This window comes from Dermacoccus sp. Tok2021 (assembly GCF_019895135.1).
In the GTDB taxonomy this organism is placed as follows: Bacteria; Actinomycetota; Actinomycetes; order Actinomycetales; family Dermatophilaceae; genus Dermacoccus; species Dermacoccus abyssi.
This window is the reverse complement of record NZ_JAGTHU010000009.1, coordinates 58,834-75,791: the sequence shown is the minus strand read 5'-3', so window position 1 is coordinate 75,791 and position 16,958 is coordinate 58,834. Positions and strand designations below refer to the sequence as shown.

The following is a 16,958-nucleotide window of genomic DNA, read 5'->3' as shown; positions in this document are numbered from 1 at the left end:
ATGGCCGCACGCCTCGCATCGAGACCTGGGAATCGGGACACCTCCTGTTCGGCTCCCGGTTACTCTAACGGGCGACCCGAAACGGTCGCGGACGAATGGCACGAGGAGACGAGCAGGGATGAACGGCGAGCACGCAGGTGCCCCGATGCGGGTGCTGTACCTGTCGTGGCGCGACCGCGAGAACCCCGAAGCCGGCGGCTCCGAGGTGTTCGTCGAGCGCACGAGCGAGGTGATGAGCGCTCTCGGGGACGAGGTGACGGTCCACACCGCCCGCTTCCCGGGCGCAGCCCGACGCACGATGCACGGTGATGTCCGCGTCCTGCGCGCCGGCAACCGCTTCACCTGCTACGCGGCGGGGCTGTGGCACCTGCTGCGCCACTCCCGCGATTACGACGTCGTCATCGACGTGCAGAACGGTGTGCCGTTCTGGTCACCCATCGTCTCCCGCGTCCCCGTCGTCGCCGTCGTCCACCACGTGCACCGCGACCAGTGGTCGAGCATCTTCGGTGAGCGCCTCGCGAGGTTCGGCTGGTTCCTCGAGTCGAAGGCCGCGCCGTTCGTCTACCGCAAGAGCCGCTACGTCACCGTCTCGAAGGCAACGCGGGCCGAACTCGTGGAACTCGGCGTCGACGCCGAACGCATCGACCTCGTCTACAGCGGCAACGACCACCCGCGCGATCTCGACTCCTACGCGGACGTGCCTCGCACGTCCGAGCCGTCCATCACCGTGCTGGGCCGCCTCGTGCCGCACAAACAGGTGGAGATCGCTGTGGACACCGTGGCACGACTGCGCCCCCAGTTCCCCGGGCTCGTGCTCAACGTCGTCGGTTCCGGGTACTGGCAGGAGAACATCGCCCAGCACGCCCGCGATCTCGGAGTAGAGGACGCCGTCCGTTTCCACGGATTCGTCGACGAGGAGACCAAGCACACGCTGCTCGCCTCGTCGTGGCTCGTCATGATGCCCTCGTACAAGGAGGGCTGGGGCTTGACGATCGTGGAGGCCGGGCTGCACGGCACCCCCTCGCTGGCGTTCATCCAGGCCGGTGGCCCCAGTGAGTCCATCCAGCACGCGAGCACCGGCGCTCTGGCCTCGACGACCGACGAACTCATCGACGACGTGCGCGTCCTCCTCGAACGAGCGGATGTCCGGGAGGAACTCGGACGCAATGCGCGCCGCTACGCCCGCTCGTTCAGCTGGAGCAGCGCCGGCCGGAACTTGCACCACACGCTCGAGAACGTCCTGGGGCGCGCGCCGCGTGCGCCCCAGCCGCCGGACACTCCCCTGCACGTCGAGCGCCTGCGTGCCCTCGTCGAGCGCGACGCGTTCGCTTCGGACGAGCGGCCGCACGTCGTCAGCGTCTCCTGATCTCAGGCACACGGTGCCCCGGTCGTCGACGGCAGCCGGTGCGGGCCACACACAACAGCGCGAGGGCGAGGCATTTCGATGCCTCGCCCTCGCGCATGTTCGGCCGTGCGGCCGAACGGATCAGCCGTCGTAGCTGATCTTGGACTGGTACTTCTGCGACTGCTCCTGGTTGCCCTGGGTCTGGATGAGACCGAAGATCGCCAGAAGGGCGAGAAGGATGCCGACGATGGCACCGCCGACGTTGTACGCCGCCTTGTTCGTGGACGCGCTCATGGTGAACCGCCTTTCGCTGTGTCCAGCTCTCACTTCGCGGGTGAGACGCGTCGCCCGTACGACGCATTTTCATCGAGTGTAGCCCGAATGTGACGTTCTGCGCAGGCGAACTACTGACTGGTACCCGAAGCGTGTCCTTCCGCGCCGCGTTCGAACTGCCTGCGCCGCACGAGCCACGCCGTACCCGCAGCCAGGGTGACCCCCGCGAGAGCCAGGCCCGTCGCGCCCCACCAGGGCGCGTTCCCCAGGCTCTGCGGGCCGTCGTGGCCGCTGGGACGGCCGATGTCGTAGAGCGTCAGGTCTCGTCCCGAGTGCACGACGGAGCCGATCGGGGTGAGCGTCCGAATGTCGTCGTCGGCCCCGGGTTGGGACTTCTCGACGACGACGTAGCGCACGCCGGCCCTGCTCAGCGCAGCCTTGACCTGCGCCGCGTCCCCGCTCGCGAGGGCCCTCGACACCCGGTCGGCGGCCGCACTCTCACCTCGTACCGTGCTGTCACGCAGTGGCAGGTCGTCGTTGACGAGCACCGGAGAGGACGACAGGCGCTGCCACGGGTCGAGCACGGTGATGTCGCCGTTCCAGCCGTACTGCCGGTACAGGCGCCACGGCAGGACGGCGGCCGCGTCCGACGACGCAGACAACCGCTGCGCGACGGCTCCGTACTCGTTCGGATAGCTCGACGAGATCCATTGGCCACCGCGGGCGAACGCAAGCCCCGGCAGAAGAACGACCGGCAGCACGGCGGCCGCGACGAGCGCGACCGGGGCGAGCGCGGTTCCTCGAGCGCGTGACACGACACGTGCCGCGAGCACGCCCCACCCGAGCGCTGCGGGCACGACGAGCAACGCGACGAACTTCTGTCCGTCGCGCAGCAGCCCGCCGCCGGGAACGGTCTCGACGAACCACACAAGCAGTGGCGCCGTGACGGCGAAGCTTCCGAGGCTCGACAGGACGAGCGCGAGGATTCCGAGCGCCCCGATCCCCCAGCGCAGCGCCGGCAGGTGCCTCAGGAGCGTCACGAAGCCGACGACGACGAGCGCAGCGGCGAGAAGAGCGAAGACCACGGCGTGGCGCTCGGGGAACCACGACGGCTCGTGCCAGATTCCGCCGCCCCCGACGAGTGACCCGAGAACGCCCAGCGGCGTGTCGGCTCCGGCGGCAAAGGCCCGAACGCCGGTGGCGTCGGCCGCGGACGATGACGAGCTCGTGAGGAAGGGGAACCACCACGCGGCGTTGAGCAGGAGCCACGCGGCTGCTCCGAAGGCGATGCTTCCCGCGCGGGGCCGACCCGCGCCGGGCGCAAGGAGGATGACGACCAACGCGATGGCGACGAGCACGGCGCCCGTCGAGCCCGACAGGGCGCTCATGCCCAGGCCCACCGCGGTGCTCGTCACGGCCCGGTGATGGCGCGTGTCATCGCCGTCGCTCCGCGCTGCGCGCAGTTCGAGTGCACCGACGACGGCCCACACGAGCGCTGCGTACCCCCAGAGGTAGCCCCAGTGACCGATGGCGAGACGCTCGGCCATCCACGGGCTCCACGTCGCGGCGACGGTTGCAACAACGGTGGTGACGACGCCGCGTCGCCAGCGGTCGAGACCGGCGCCGATGGCGAAGAACGCCCCGACGAGGACGAGCCGTTGCGTGATCCAGCCGGGCAGCACGAGGTCGAGCAGTGCGACGACGGTGTCGTTCGGCACGGCGCGGGGAACCCCGCCGTCCATCCCGAGCGTGCCCGCCGAAAGCGGGAGGTCGGGCACGAACACCATGTCGTAGTGGAGCAGGAAGCCGGGACGCCACAGCGCCGGGGACAGCACGACGAGCGCGACGGCAGTCGCCGTCAACAGGCCTGCATGCCGTGTGGGCCATGAGACAGCGCTCGACCGCTCCCCCTCGCCCCTGACGCTCACGCGGGCCTCACTCGAACTCGGCGAACGCCTCGCCGAGGCGACGGGTCTGCGTGACGATGTCGTGCTCCGCGACCATCCGTTCGCGGTTGGCTCGGCCCGTCTCGCGGGCTGCCGCGTCGTTCTCGAGAAAGTGCAGGAGCCCGTCGGCCAGTGCTGCGGCGTCATCCTCGACGACGAGGTTCGGCGGCCGCACCGCCTCGTCGTTCGTACCACAGGCTGTCGTGACGACGGGAAGGCCGCACGCCTGCGCCTCGAGGTAGGCAAGACCGAGTTGCTCGGTCCACTTCCACGTCGGGCGGGGTGCCGTCGTGAACACCCGAGCCGAGCGCAGGAGGTCGGCCACCCCCGACGCATCGAGCGAGCCCGCGAGGACGACCGAATCCGGCATGCGACGGGCGGCTTCCTCGACGAGCGGAAGCCACGGGCCGCGTCCGGCCACGACGAGCTGCGCCTCCGGCAGGTGTCGGCGCACGTGAGCCATCGCGTCGAGCACGGTGTCAATGCCCTTGTTCGGTGCCAGCGGCGAAGTGAAGACAACGCGCGGGCGGTCGGTGAGTTCGGCTGCCGGGGAGAACAGTTCCGTGTCGACACCGGGCTTGACGACGCGCGCCCGCTCGAGGTCGAAGCCGTTGAGGTCGAGGTGATCGAGGGCGGCGTCGACCATGCAGAGCACGAGGTCGGCGCTGCGTGCGGATTCGACGGCCTGGCGGTACGGCGGCAGGGCGTACAGGGGCTGACGCGGCATGTTCTCCCACGTCACGACGGCCTGCTTGAAGCCTCCGGATCGGCGGCGCCGGGAAAGTTGCCCGGTGACGAGCGAACACAGCTCGAGGCTGACCGCCCAGTCGGGGCGAACGCGCGCGAGTTCGTCGTCGAGGTTCTCGGCCCAAGCGAAAGCGCCGGCCTCGATGAAGCGCTTCACCGGGCGGCGGTAGGTCGTCGGGACCCAGCTCATCTCCCCCACCGGCTCGTCGGCGGCCAGCGCTGTGACGTGGGTGTCGGGCATGCGCGACATCCAGTAGAGCTCACGGCGGGGACGCTGATCGGGCAGGGAGAGCCACAGGAGCTCACGCCGGCGCGACGCGTCACCGTGGGTCACGGCGTTTTTCCTCCGGAGGCCGCCTCACGGCGCGCGCTCCAGGCGCCGTAGCCGTAGCCGACCGCCTCTATGGCACGCATCGCGACCATGCCGGCGGCGTGCACGGGGCGTCGGGCCAGGTCGCCGCGGTGGCTCCAGTACGCGCCGAGCACCGCACGCCCTTGGTCGCTGACGGCGCCGTCGTGCTCGGCTTCGAGGGCCGGGATGCTTCGGCCGTAGTAGCGCCGCTTGTCGAAGACGTCGCGCAGGGTGAGGTGACCCTCGTCGTGGTCGATGACGATGGGAGCGAGTTCGATGCGGTGTCCCGCACGGCGCATTTTCATGCGAAGGTCGGCGTCCTCCGGTCCGGACATCGCGAGGTGGAACTCGCCGTCGCCGACCATGAACTCGCGGCGCAGCAGGCGTGGGTTGTGCAGCCACGGCTGGTCGAGGTAGCACTCACGCTCGAGGGCCCGGCAGGCTGTCCAGAACCCCGTGCCGATCGTGCGCTCGGGCAGGGCGACGCCGGCCGCGCCTGTTTGCTCGGCCGTGTCGAGGGCGACTTCGAGAGCACGCGGCGGCAGGATCATGTCGCTGTCGAGCCACACGATCCACGGCGTCTCGGCAGCCTGGATGCCGCGGTTGCGCTGGGCGGAACGCTCGGGGCCCGCCTCGAGGTAGACGTCGGCGTACCGCTGGGCGATCTCGGGCGTCGCGTCGTTACTCGCGTTGTCGACGACGATGAGCGTCACGTTCGGCTCGGTCTGCGCAACGACGGACGCGAGCGTCGCCTCGATCGTGCGCTCGTTGTTGCGCGTCGGCACGATGACGCTCACCGCGCGCGCAACACCGCCCTCCACATCGCGCCCGGCAGGCGTCCCTGCGCTCACGTGGCTGTCACTCATCCTCGGATCCTCCGTCGCTGTCGCTGTCGCGCGTGCGTCCCTCGTCCTCGGTGCGGTCGGCGGAGTCGGTGGCGTCAGCGGCCGGCTCGGCCGTTGCGGCACCGCGGGATCCCCCGGCCAGGCCTTCACGGCGCAGGAGGCCTGCGATGGCGACGACGAAACCGGCGCCGGCAACGCGATGCGGCCACAGGCTCGCCGAGATCGCATCCGCGCTCACCTCGCCGAGGTCGGGGCTGAGGACGAGGAACAGGAGAATCGCCACGAACACCAGGGCAGCGCCGGTGACGACGAGTGCCCGTGATGTCACGCGTCCCCAGCGCAGGCCCGCCACGACGGCGAGACCCGCCACGAGTCCCGCAAGCCCCACAGCGAGCGCGGCGGCCACGACGAAGCCGGCTTGGAGCAGGACCTGACGACCCGAGCGACCCGGGGACCCGCCGCCACCGGTCATCCGCTCCTGTGTCGCGGACCGGTGCGCGCGATGAGCCGGCAGGTCCTCGTCGGCGCTCTCGTCTCGACCACCGACAAGCGCACCCGTCAGCCACGCACGCACCACGAGCGCTGCCGCGAGCAACAGTGCCGCAAGCGAGAAGAGGATGGCCCAGTTGGCGTAACGCTGAGGCGTGAAGCGCATCTCGACGGTGCCCTCGGCGCCGGCCGGCAGAACCCACCCGGAGGAGTAGCCGTCGAGCAGGACGGGGCGTCCCAGATCCTTGTCGCCCAGCGTGGCGCTCCAGCGCTCGTCATAGCTCTGACCCAGCACGACGGCCTTCGGCGTGGAGCTCTTCGCCACGCGCACGGACTTCACGCTCGGCGAGTTCTTCGTCACGGCGAAGTCGACCGGGGCAGGCGAGACGCCGGCCCCCGCCTTCTCCGACACGGTGTCGCGCAGCACGAGCGAGTCGACGACGAAGTCGCGCACCGGCTCGACGTGCTGTTCGCGGGCCTTGAGGACAACCGGGTTGCACGCCGTCCAGCGGGTGCCGGCGTCCTTGGGCCCGGCCACACGGTCGCCCGACAGACGCATCGGCAGCGCCGTACCGTTGATCGTCGAGACGGCGAAGCACCGGTTCTTACCAGGCTCGTCGAACGCACCGAGAGGAGCCTTGCGCAGCGCTTGTTTCGTGTCGATCGACGTGAACTTCGCCGGGGCGCCGTTACGCGGGCCGCTCGAGGCGTCGAGCTGCACCCGCACGACCTTGCCCCGCGTCGCCGTGATGTCGATCGACGCCGTGCCGTTCGGCTTGAGAGCTCCGGAGCCGACGACGCGGCCGTCGACGCTGACCGTGGCCCGCGTCGCCCATTGGGTGCGTGATGCACCGCCCTCACCGGGGGCCTGGGTGACGGAGACAGAGCTGATCTCGCGCTCGGGCCCGCGCATCTGCCACCAGGCACCCTTCGGGCTTGCGCCACCGGGAACCCAGGCCGTCTTGTCGTTGTCGTCGGCCGCCTGGGACGCACGGTACTCGGGGCGGTTGAACCAGAACTCCGACGACGACGCCGTGACGGCATCGCTGTAGCCCGCGCTGCGGTCGTAGAAGCGCTCCTGGTCGGCCTTCGCGAGGCGCACCGTGGCGGAGGCGTCGTAGCGACGGGCGTCGGGCATCGTGAAGATGCGGTTGAGCGAGGTCTCGGAGTCGTCGTTCGGGGAGGACGAGTTCTGCACGCGCTGGAAGAGGATGTCGAGCGGTGCCTTCTCGAAGGCCGTGCGGCCCTCGGCGTCGAGGCTGTCGTACAAATCCTTCAGAGTCGACGGCGTGCGCGCCGCACGCTCTGCCTTCGCCCCGGGTAGCCCCACTTCGGAAACACCGACGAGGTTGTAGCCGTCGCCGCGGGTCGAGTCGATCCGCAGGCGGACGGACTCGGCGTTCACGCCGCCCATGCGGAACGTGGCACGGCCGGTGTCTGGCACGCGCACGGAGACAGACTTGCCGCCTGCGATGAGGGTGGCGCGATCGATCTTGACGGGACCGAGATCGGCCTGAGCGACCGACACGTCACCGAGGCGGGCGGGCTTGTCGAGCTTCACGTTCAGGCTCTGGCCTGCGGCTCGCTGGAAGTCACCGAACCGCCACGACGTCGCATCGTCACCGTCGAAAGCGTTCTCGGCGGCGGCGAAGGGCAGGTCGAAGAACGTTCCACCGGCCGAGCTCGCGGTGACGTGCGCCCCGGAACGCTCCAGGACGGTCTGGTTCTTCGGATCGGTGCCCAGTGTGCGGCTGTTCTTCAGCGCCTCGTTCGCGGCAAGGAGCGAGCCCTGGCCGGCGGTGAGGCGCTGAGGGATGGTGTTGCGGCGGGCGTTCGTGTCGGTTTGCGCGAGGCGTGCGCCGTCCTTGAGCGCGGCCTTGAGGCTCGTCTCGTCGAGGTCCTGCGCGTAGCGCACGGTGGGGCTCGAGCGAAGCAGGCCGGCGGAGGCGAGCTGGGGGAACGCCCAGCCGTCGCCGGCGACGATCATCTGACCCGCGAGGCTCTGGGCCCGGACCGCACGTCGGGAGTCCTTGACCCCGTAGAGCTGAACCGGCGTGAGCAGGGCCTCGTCCATGCTCTCGGGCTGGTTCGTGGGCGACAGGACGTTCTGACCGGGACGTCCGAAGTTCGCGACGCCGTACAGACCGCTGTCGCCGTCGATGAGGCGCGACATGGCCGCTGGCCGCGCACCGCCGTCGTTCTCCCAGACGGTGTCGTGACGCACGAGCACGTTGTCGGCCCCGAGGTAACGCGCGAACGTCGAGGCGATGTCGCCGTTCGAGCGATCCGACTGCACCGTGTCGTCCATGGCCGCGAGGAGGTTGGCGCCGGGTGCACTCGCGTTCGGCGTCGTCTCGGGCAGCACGGCCTCGCGCTTGAGAAGCGAGTTCGTGAGGTCGTCCGGCCGTTGAACGGTCCAGCGATAGGTCGGCCTGGTCTGGCCGGGAAGCATGAGGGTACGCGCGTTCGGGTCTCCCCCGTCGGCCGTCTTGGCCGCCTCGCGCCAGTAGTTCGGCACGTCCATCTCGGAGATGTAGAGCCCGTTGGACAGGGCCGGCAGGATCCAACCGGCCACGAGAACCGTGGCCAACGAACCGGCCACGGGGGCGAGCGCGCTGCGTCGTTGGACGAGGCGCACGAGTTGCACCGCGCCGAAAGCCAGCGCCAGCGCGAAGGCCAGCGCGAGAAGCGCTCCGATCTTGTTCGTCGTGCGGAACGCGGCGAGCGGGCCGAGGCCGAGCACCTTCTCCAGCACCCACCCGACGGGGCTCTGGGCGCGTCCCTCGCCCGGGAACAGCCCGACCATGACGACGGCAGCCAGGGCGGCGAGCAACACGAGAGTGCGGCGAAGAGCAGTTCGCGCAAAAGCGAGGGAGCTGAGCGCAAGCGTCGGCCACAGCGCGGTGAGGACGATGACGACCGGGCTCGTGATGTAGGTGGCGTTCTGAGGCACCCACGGACCCGTGTCACTGTGGCCGTAGAGCGGCCACAGACCGAGGCCGCGCAGCACCTCGGTGAAGGACGACACCTTGTGAATACCGGTGAGCGTCTCGGACATGTCGACGATCTGCGCGCCTGTGCCAAGCGCTGCGATGGCGGGCACGAGCCAGTAGACCGAGACGGCGACGACGAAGAGGCCGCACTTGGCTGTCACGGCGAGCACCTGACGCCACGTAGCGCGGCGGTGCCACAGCGCGACGGCGGCGATCGGCACGAGCGCGAGCAGCTGGTACAGCGGCACGACGGCCACGTTCATGCCGCTCATCGCGAAGAACGCAAGGCCGAACGCGGCCGGCCAGGCCCAGCTGCGCGGCTGCTGCAGACCCCTCAAGTAGGCCAGGAGCATCCAGGGCAACAACGCCATCGGCAGGGCGATTGCGAGCGTGTTTCCGGCGGCGATCGTGTAGGGGTTGGCGAGGTAGAAGACGCCCGCGAACAGGCCGACCCACTTCGTCGCGCGGACGGTGGCTGCCCGCACGAGACGGTTCGCTCCCCACGCAGCGACGAGCCAGAGAGCGAAGTGGAAGACCTTGAAGGTCCACTCCGGTGACAGACCGAGCCCGCGCAGCGCCGACAGCAGGAGCAGCACGGGGACGAGGCCGACGTTGAAGTTGGCCGACCCGAGGTAGGGAGAGCTCGTCCACGACGAGAGGTAGCGCTCGACCATCGTCCACGGCGCGAGGTAGACCTCTGGCTTGATGTCGGTGTGGAAGTGACCGAGCGAGTTGCCGAAGACGATGATCGCGAGGAAGAGAACGAGCCCGCCGGTCGTGAGCGCGTACGGGCTGACCCGCGCGGCGAAGCGTCTCACGTCGTTGGCCTCCGGATCGTCGACTTCGTCACTGCACCGCGCGCCGAGCGCGCTTCCCGTCGGCGCCCCGGCGGTGACTGCCTAATATAACTGGGAAGTAACCCCCAAGAGGACCAACAAGAGGACCAACCCGAGAAGGTGGAGACGTTGAACGCTGGACGCACCGACGTCTCCACTGACTCCGCCGACGAACCGTCCGAGGCTCCTGGCAACCGGACCGAGCGCACGGCGGGCATCGGTTCGGGCGCCCTCCTCGGAGTCGCCATGGGCGTCGGCAACGCCCTGAGCTACGTCTTCGTCCTCGTGCTGACGCGCGCCCTCGGTACCGCGGGGTTCGGCGCCTACTCGGCGCTCATCACGCTCGGCATCGTGCTCGTCATCCCGGCCGGCGCCTTCCAGGTCATCATCGCGCGGCGCTGGGCGGACGAGGAAGCACGCACGTCCGGGCTCGTCGCCGCGGCCGGGACGGGCATCGCTCTCACCGGGCTCACGTGCCTGCTCGCCGCACCGATCGGCGATATCTTCCACCTCGACGGTGTGGCCGCCACCGTCGCGATGTCGCTCATGCTCCTTCCGATGACGCTCACGGGCGCGTTTCAGGGCATGTTGCTGGGGGCCGAACGCCTCGGGCGCCTGTCGACGCTCTACGTCCTCACCGCGGCCACCCGTCTGCTCGGCGCGTTCGTGTGCCTCGCGATCGATGCGAACGTCACGCAGGTCTTCGTCGCCATGGCGATCGTGGCCTGGCTCACCGCGGCGTACGGCTGGTGGGCCTGTCGCGATCTGGCCGCCACCACGCGGCGCCACTCCCCCTCGCTCCTGGCCGAGATGGCGCGATCCAACTCGACGCTCGCGGCCTTCACCGCCCTGACGAACGTCGACGTGCTCCTCGTGCGCCACTTCCTCGACGAACACACCTCCGGCGGCTACGGGCTCGCGTCGACCTTCGGGCGGGCGATGTGCTGGGGCACCCAGTTCATCGCGCTGCTCGTCGTGCCGCGCCTGTCGCGTCAGGGGTCGTCGATGATCTGGCGGGCGGCGGCGCTCGTCGTCGGAATCGGCGCGATCGCGGCCGCGGTTGTCGCGATTGACGCCGACGCCCTCGTGCGGCTCATCGGCGGCACGGCCTTCGACGGTTTCGGAACGCTCGTCCTGGCCTGCATCGCGCTCGGCACGCTGTGGGCCCTGGCGCAGCTGTGGCTCTTCTCCCAGATGGCCGACGACGACACGACTCTCGGCAAGGTGGCCTGGGTGGCCGTCACCGTCGAACTTGTTGTCGGGTGGCTGTGGTGGCACGACAGTGCCGAGCATGTCATCGGACTCGCCGCCGGCTGCGCGGCGCTCGTCGTCCTCGTCGGCGTGGTTCGCACCCGCCGTCACGCCGTGACGCAGCTCGAGTCCGAGGAGGACCTCCTCGTCACCGACCGCACGTGACACGCATCGGGCCGAGCCGACACACGTGGTCAGCTCGGCCCGAGGCAACGGGGGGTCACTTCGCGCTGTCGTCGTCACCGATCTTGCGCGAGCGTCCGAGCAGCACCTTCGCCACGGCGGTGATCGGGCCGGGCACGATGCCCACGGCCTTCCACATCACGGCGTTGACGCGGTCCTGCACCGTCACCTGGTAGCGGCGCAGGGCCTCGTCCGTGCCCGAGAGTTTGCGGGCTGTACCGGGCACACGGCGGAATGTGAGGGCGTGCAGGCCGTTGGCCCAGCGCGGGTCGTCGGCGTGCGCCGCGTCCCACGTCTCGACGATCTCCCAGCCCTTGTGCCGCTGGAGGAAGAGCTTGTGGGCCTTCTGCACGACCGGCCACGACGCGTCGTCGATGAGCACGAGCGCCTCGTCCGCGAGCAACGGCTCGACGACAGCCAGGGCGAGGTAGTGCGACAGCAGCGTGTGCTCGCCGTCGTAGAAGTAGACGCCGACCGGCCGATCGAGCGCGCCTGGCTCGACCATGAGCTTGAAGCAGTCGCCCTCGAGCAGTTCGACGTCGGCGTCACTCGCGTGCTCGGCGAGGTTCGTCATGAGCTCCTTGCGCGCCATCTCGCCGGCCATGCCGAACTCCATGAAGTTCTCCATGACGACGAACTTCTTGCCGGCGTTGCCCCGCACCGCAGCGCAGATCGAGCGGCCCTTGAACGTGCCGACCTCGAGGTAGGCCTCGCCCTCGGGCAGGTGACGCGCGGCCTCGTTGAGCACCGCGAGTTCGTTGACCGCCGTGTAGCCGGCCACCTGGGCGGTGAGGTCCTTCCATGCACCGTCGACCGGGTCGCCGCTGTGGACGTCGGGGGTGAACAGCGCCGGAAGGGCTTCGAAGAAGGCAGACGTTTTCATGGGTTCCTTACGTGGGTGAGGCCCGAACGCACACGGCGGACCACGGACGGTGTCGGCGAACTCGGGCGGCACAAGAATGCCACCTCATGCGCCTCAGCGCTGGGCAGTCGCCAGAACCTGGGGCGCGAGCCACTTCCAGATCATCGGTGTGGCCTCCTCGGAGAAGTGGACGCTGTCGGTGTACAGCCGCTTACCGCTCACCTCGGGCTGGAAGGGATTGCTGCACACCGTCTTCGCGAGGTCGAGCAGCGGCACGTGCTCCTCGGACGCCCACTCCCGGATCAGGGCGTTGACCTGGTCGGGTCGCTGCGACTCGGCGAGCGCAGGGCCGTCGGCGCGCATCGCGGCGGCGTCCTCGGGCGGGAGGACGGACAGATCGGCCTGACGGCACGGCACCGTCGTCACGTAGACACGCTGCGCTCCCCCGGCGCGGATCTTCCCGACGGTCTCGGTGAGACGCTTCTTCGCGAGGTCGCGGTAGGCGGCGTCGTCGATCCACACCTTTCGGCCGTCGAGCATGTGCCGCGAGGCGAGGTGCACGCCGGGCATGAGGACGGCGGCCTCCGCACCCGAGCCGCGAACCTTCGACGTCAGGTCGCGCTTGAGGGAGGCACAGTCCTTCGGGTTGGGCACGATCTTGCTCTTGGAATCGACGATCGGGATGTCGAGCATGTCGCAGCCCGGCACAGCCAGGGCCACGGGGTGGAGCCCCGGGAAGTTGAGCGACGGGTAGTTCTCGACGAGCTTGAGGGGCACCGAGTCGCCCACCATGGCCACCGTGGTCCGGCTCGAGGTCATGGGGTAGGCCTTCTGCCCCGGCACGAGGTCGGCAACGTTCGCCACGTACTGCGGCGGGCCGCTGACTCGGGTCATCGTCCACATGAGGCCTGAACCGAGGACGAGGGCCAGTGCCGAACCGACGGCGACGAACTGCCGCGTGCCGGAAGTGGATTTCGGCAGCAGACCCTTGACGCCGTTCTGCAGGACGGGCACTTCGATGTAGCGGAAGCTGAGGTACGCAGCGGCGAACGTGAGCGCACCCTTGAGCACGGCCTCGGCGATGTCGGGGAGGCCCGGCACGTCGACCCACAGGTTGATGGGCCAGTGGTAGAGGTAGAGCCCGTACGAGATGCGGCCCAGGAACGCCAGGGGCTCCCACCCGAAGATGCGGTTGATGAGCAGGTTGCGCGGGTCGACGCTCGACCACCCCATGAGGGCGGCGCCGACGGCGAAGAGCAGGATGCCACCGCGGTCGTAGACCCACGTGGTGCTCGGGTCGAGGAGGAAGACCGCCGAGACCGAGACGCCGAAGCCGATGACGCCGAGCGCCTGCGTCACGGCGCGTGGAGGGAGCACCGGGCCCCGTTTGTCGTTGCCGAGTCCAAGCAGACAGCCCAGCGCGACACCGACGAGCAGAGCCTGCACGCGGGTGTCGGTGCCGTAGTAGAGGCGCGTCTGGTCCTGCGGCGTCTCGAAGCCGAGCTGCGCCGTCCAGCAGGCGCTCACCGCCGCAAGAGCGAGAGCGATGCCGGCCTTCGCGCCCCGGCGACGGGCGAGGGCGACGAGGGCGAGCACGAGGAACGGGACGATGACGTAGAACTGTTCCTCGACCGAGAGCGTCCACGCGTGACGCAGCGGCGACGGGTCGACGAACTGGTCGAAGTAGGCGTCGCCACGGCTGATGAGGCGCCAGTTGAGGAAGAACCCGAGCGTCGCGAAAGCGTCGCCGGCGTACTCCTTGCGCTGCTCCGCGTCGGCGAAGAAGGCCGTGTGAACGAGCACCGCGGCGACGAGCACGAACATCGCGGGGAGAACGCGGCGGGCCCGGCGGACGTAGAAGCGGCGGACGTCGATGCGCCCCGTCTTCTGGCGCTCCTTGAGGAGCAGACGCGTGATGAGGAAGCCGGAGAAGACGAAGAAGTGGTTGATGCCGACCCAGCCGCCGACGAGCGCCGTCACGCCGAAGTGGTAGGCGATGACGAGAACGACGAACAGGCCGCGGTAACCGTCGAGCGCCGCATAGCGCGACGGCGTGCGCACGCCCTTGCCGTTGCGTCGCTGTGCGCGCGTGCTGCCCGTCACGGACGTCCACCTGCCTTGCTCAGAACCTGCGGGGCGAGCCAGCCCCATATCATCGGGGTTGCCTCGGGCGAGAAGTGAATGCCGTCCTCGTAGACCTTCTTGCCGTGCAGCGTCGGCTGGTAACCGTCACCGCACACGGCGGAGGCGAGGTCGACGACAGGCACGTTCTCCTCCTTCGCCCAGGTACTGATGAGGGCGTTGAGGCGCTTGGGGTTCTGGGCCTCGGCCACGAGTTCGGGGGAGCGGCTCAGCTCCGTACGGTACTGGGGCGGAAGGTTGAGTTCGCTCATCCGTCGGCACGGAACGGTGGTGATCTGCACCGAACGAGCCCCGGCCGCCTCGGCTTTCGTCGTGAGTTCGGAGAGCTTCGAGCGCACGGCAGCAACGTACGCCGGGTCGTCGAGCCACACCGTGCGCCCTCTGAGTTGGTGGCGCAGCGCGAGCTGGAGACTGGGCATGATGACGAACGTCTCGGCGCCCGAGGTACGCACCTTCTCCTCGTAGGTCGCCTTGTTCTGCCGGCACGCGGCGTCGGCGCCGAGCGCCACCGTCGGTGTCCACTGCACAGGGGCGTCGACGATGTCGCAACCGGGTGTGCCGAGGTTGACGACCTCAAGGCCCGGGAAGTTGCCGCTGGGGAAACGGGAGACGAGGTGGAACGGCACCGAGTCACCGAACAGCGCGACCTTCGTCGGCGGCTTCGGCGCCGTGAACGTCGGCTGCCCCTCGACGAGCTGGGGGATGTTCGCCACCTTCTGCGGGACGCTCTCGTCGCGCACGGGTGCGGTGGCCTGCGCCGTACCTCCCGAGACGAAGAGCGCGCCGACGACGACCGCGGCCAGCCCTGCGAAGCCTGCGGCCCCCGTCCGACGGCGACCGAACGCGCCGAGTCCGTGCTTCATGATCGGCTGTTCGAGGAAGCGGTAGCTCACGGCGGCCGCCGCGTAGGACAGGGCGAGCGTCAGCACCGCGAGAACCCAGACGTTGACGCCGGTGAGGTAGCGCGAGAGCCAGATGAAGATCGGCCAGTGGTACAGGTAGAGGCCGTACGAGATCTTGCCCGTATAGACCGCGGGTGGCAGGGAGAACACGCGAACGAGGGGTGTGGCGCGCCTCTGCGCACAGCCGATGATCCACGCCGTCGCCGCGATGGAGGTCAGCAGCATCCCGCCGCGCGAGAACATCCACGGTGCGAGCGGCTCGATCGTGACGAACGCGACGAGCGTGGCCGCCAGCCCGAGCCACCCGACGATCTCGATCCACGGGCGGCCGCCGTCGAGGGGATCACGCGGGTCGCGAGGTTTGAGCAGCGCCCCGCCGCTCCACCGGTGCCCACTCCACACGCCCGCCGCGACGCCGAGCGCCAAGGCCTGAACGCGGATGTCCGTGCCGTAGTAGGCGTGTGACTGACCACCCAGCCCGACGAGGTCCAACCGCGTGGCCCACAGGGCACTGAGTCCGGCGAGCAGCACGAACGGAAGGGTCCTCGCCAGGCGCGTACGCCCCAGGGCCAGTACGGCCACGACGAGCCACGGCACGACGAGATAGAACTGCTCCTCGACTGACAGACTCCACGCGTGCCGCGTGATGCTCGGGTGGCTGAAAGCCTCGAAGTACTGATCGTCACGGGCCACGAGACGCCAGTTCATGACGTAGGTGAGGGTGGCGAGGATGTCGCCCTTGAGGTACGCCTTCTCCTCATCGGGTGCCAAGAACAGCCCATCGAGCGTCACCGCGCCGAGCATGACGAGCAGTGCCGGGCCGAGGCGCCGCACCCGTCGGACGTAGAAATCGCGAACGCTGATGTCGCCGTAGCTACGCCGCTCGGCGAGGAGCAGACGCGTGATGAGGAAGGCGGAGAGGATGAAGAAGACGTTCATGAACACCCACAGCCCCGGCAGAACCGTGAGTGCCCCCACGTGCCACAGCATGAAGACGACCATGCCGTAGCCGCGGATGCCGTCCAGGCCAGGACGGTGGGCGAAGAGCCGTGCGGCCATGAGTTCCTCTCCGATCAAACGCGTGCGAGCTTCCGCTCACGGCGACGGGCTCACCCACCGACGAATCGGAGCGGGTGAGCCCGTTGCCGTCAGCGGCAGTCAGTCGCGAACCGTGTCGGGCTCGTCGTCGTCGAAGCGCGTGCGACGGCGGGCCGGACGCACATCGTCGTCGTCCTCGTCGTCGACCAGGCGCGTGCGGCGGACCTTGCGAGGGGCGTCGTCCTCGTCACCCAAACGGGAACGACGGCGCGGCTCCGTGGTGCGCTCGCTCTGGCGCTCCGTGCGACCGGCGAGGAGGCCCGGGCGGCGATCGGCGTCGTCGACGTCGTCGTCCTCCACGGCCTCGTCCTCGAGGCGGGTGCGGGCGCCGCGCGTCTGCGCTGCCGACTCCGAGCCGAAGAGGAGGAAGCCGAGGGCGGCGGTGATGATGGCGAGGGCGAGGAAGAGGAGGCTCTGGTTGCGTGCGACGTCCTCGATGATGCCGCACTGGCCCTTGGCCAGACCGTTCGTGTTCGGTGACATCGGGCTACCGCAACGGAAGAGGCCGCCGTCCTTGCCCATGAAGCTGGTCGGCGTGAGGAAGAAGTACGCGGCCACCGCGAGGAATCCGGTGGCGACGATGAGCGCGACCTTCGTTCCGGGGCGCAGCGACGTCACTGTACGAGTGTCTGACTGGTTCGACATGCCCGCATGCTAGCGAAGTGGAACCGCCTGCGGCCCGGCCATTGGGCAA

At 69.4% G+C, this 16,958-nt stretch carries 11 protein-coding genes; 2 read left to right on the top strand and 9 right to left on the bottom strand.

The annotated features are described in order from the left end of the window. Positions 1–118 precede the first annotated feature (118 nt). The gene (locus tag K9D12_RS07050) at positions 119–1,366 is read left to right on the top strand and encodes a glycosyltransferase family 4 protein (protein ID WP_225911029.1); all 1,248 of its coding nucleotides are present in this window, start codon (positions 119–121) and stop codon (positions 1,364–1,366) included. 120 nt (positions 1,367–1,486) lie between these two features. Here the strand turns inward: K9D12_RS07050 and K9D12_RS07045 are convergent, their stop codons facing one another. From K9D12_RS07045 to K9D12_RS07025, 5 genes are all read right to left on the bottom strand, one after another. Beyond that, positions 1,487–1,639 carry a hypothetical protein gene (locus K9D12_RS07045; protein WP_165357853.1) on the bottom strand — a complete coding sequence of 51 codons (153 nt, stop codon included), beginning with the start codon at positions 1,637–1,639 and terminating at the stop codon, positions 1,487–1,489. 110 nt (positions 1,640–1,749) lie between these two features. Next, a complete protein-coding gene (locus K9D12_RS07040) occupies positions 1,750–3,480 on the bottom strand; it encodes a hypothetical protein (RefSeq protein ID WP_223059795.1) in 1,731 nt (576 codons plus the stop codon). 73 nt (positions 3,481–3,553) lie between these two features. After that, positions 3,554–4,645 (bottom strand): glycosyltransferase family 4 protein, encoded by a 1,092-nt coding sequence (locus tag K9D12_RS07035; RefSeq protein ID WP_047312735.1) that lies wholly within the window; start codon positions 4,643–4,645, stop codon positions 3,554–3,556. Then, the gene (locus K9D12_RS07030; RefSeq protein WP_223059794.1) at positions 4,642–5,529 is read right to left on the bottom strand and encodes a glycosyltransferase family 2 protein; all 888 of its coding nucleotides are present in this window, start codon (positions 5,527–5,529) and stop codon (positions 4,642–4,644) included. Before K9D12_RS07030 ends, K9D12_RS07035 begins: the two co-directional genes overlap by 4 nt. Then, positions 5,522–9,808, bottom strand: coding sequence for an alpha-(1->3)-arabinofuranosyltransferase family protein (locus K9D12_RS07025; RefSeq protein ID WP_223059793.1), 4,287 nt, complete (start codon positions 9,806–9,808; stop codon positions 5,522–5,524). Before K9D12_RS07025 ends, K9D12_RS07030 begins: the two co-directional genes overlap by 8 nt. A 147-nt stretch (positions 9,809–9,955) precedes the next feature. On the opposite strand from K9D12_RS07025, the gene K9D12_RS07020 reads away from it, so the two are divergent. Next, complete coding sequence (locus K9D12_RS07020) at positions 9,956–11,242, top strand: lipopolysaccharide biosynthesis protein (RefSeq protein ID WP_223059792.1); 1,287 nt, start codon at positions 9,956–9,958, stop codon at positions 11,240–11,242. A 55-nt stretch (positions 11,243–11,297) separates the two neighbouring features. On the opposite strand, the gene K9D12_RS07015 is transcribed toward K9D12_RS07020, so the two are convergent. From K9D12_RS07015 to K9D12_RS07000, 4 genes are all read right to left on the bottom strand, one after another. After that, on the bottom strand, positions 11,298–12,143 hold the full coding sequence (locus tag K9D12_RS07015; protein ID WP_223059791.1) for a class I SAM-dependent methyltransferase: 846 nt from the start codon (positions 12,141–12,143) through the stop codon (positions 11,298–11,300). A 93-nt stretch (positions 12,144–12,236) separates the two neighbouring features. Beyond that, entirely contained in the window at positions 12,237–14,225 is a 1,989-nt protein-coding gene (locus tag K9D12_RS07010) for an acyltransferase family protein (RefSeq protein WP_223059790.1), read from the bottom strand. After that, the gene (locus tag K9D12_RS07005) at positions 14,222–16,225 is read right to left on the bottom strand and encodes an acyltransferase family protein (protein ID WP_223059789.1); all 2,004 of its coding nucleotides are present in this window, start codon (positions 16,223–16,225) and stop codon (positions 14,222–14,224) included. Before K9D12_RS07005 ends, K9D12_RS07010 begins: the two co-directional genes overlap by 4 nt. Before the next feature lie 99 nt (positions 16,226–16,324). Then, the gene (locus K9D12_RS07000) at positions 16,325–16,909 is read right to left on the bottom strand and encodes a hypothetical protein (protein WP_129663369.1); all 585 of its coding nucleotides are present in this window, start codon (positions 16,907–16,909) and stop codon (positions 16,325–16,327) included. Between the last annotated feature and the right edge of the window lie 49 nt (positions 16,910–16,958).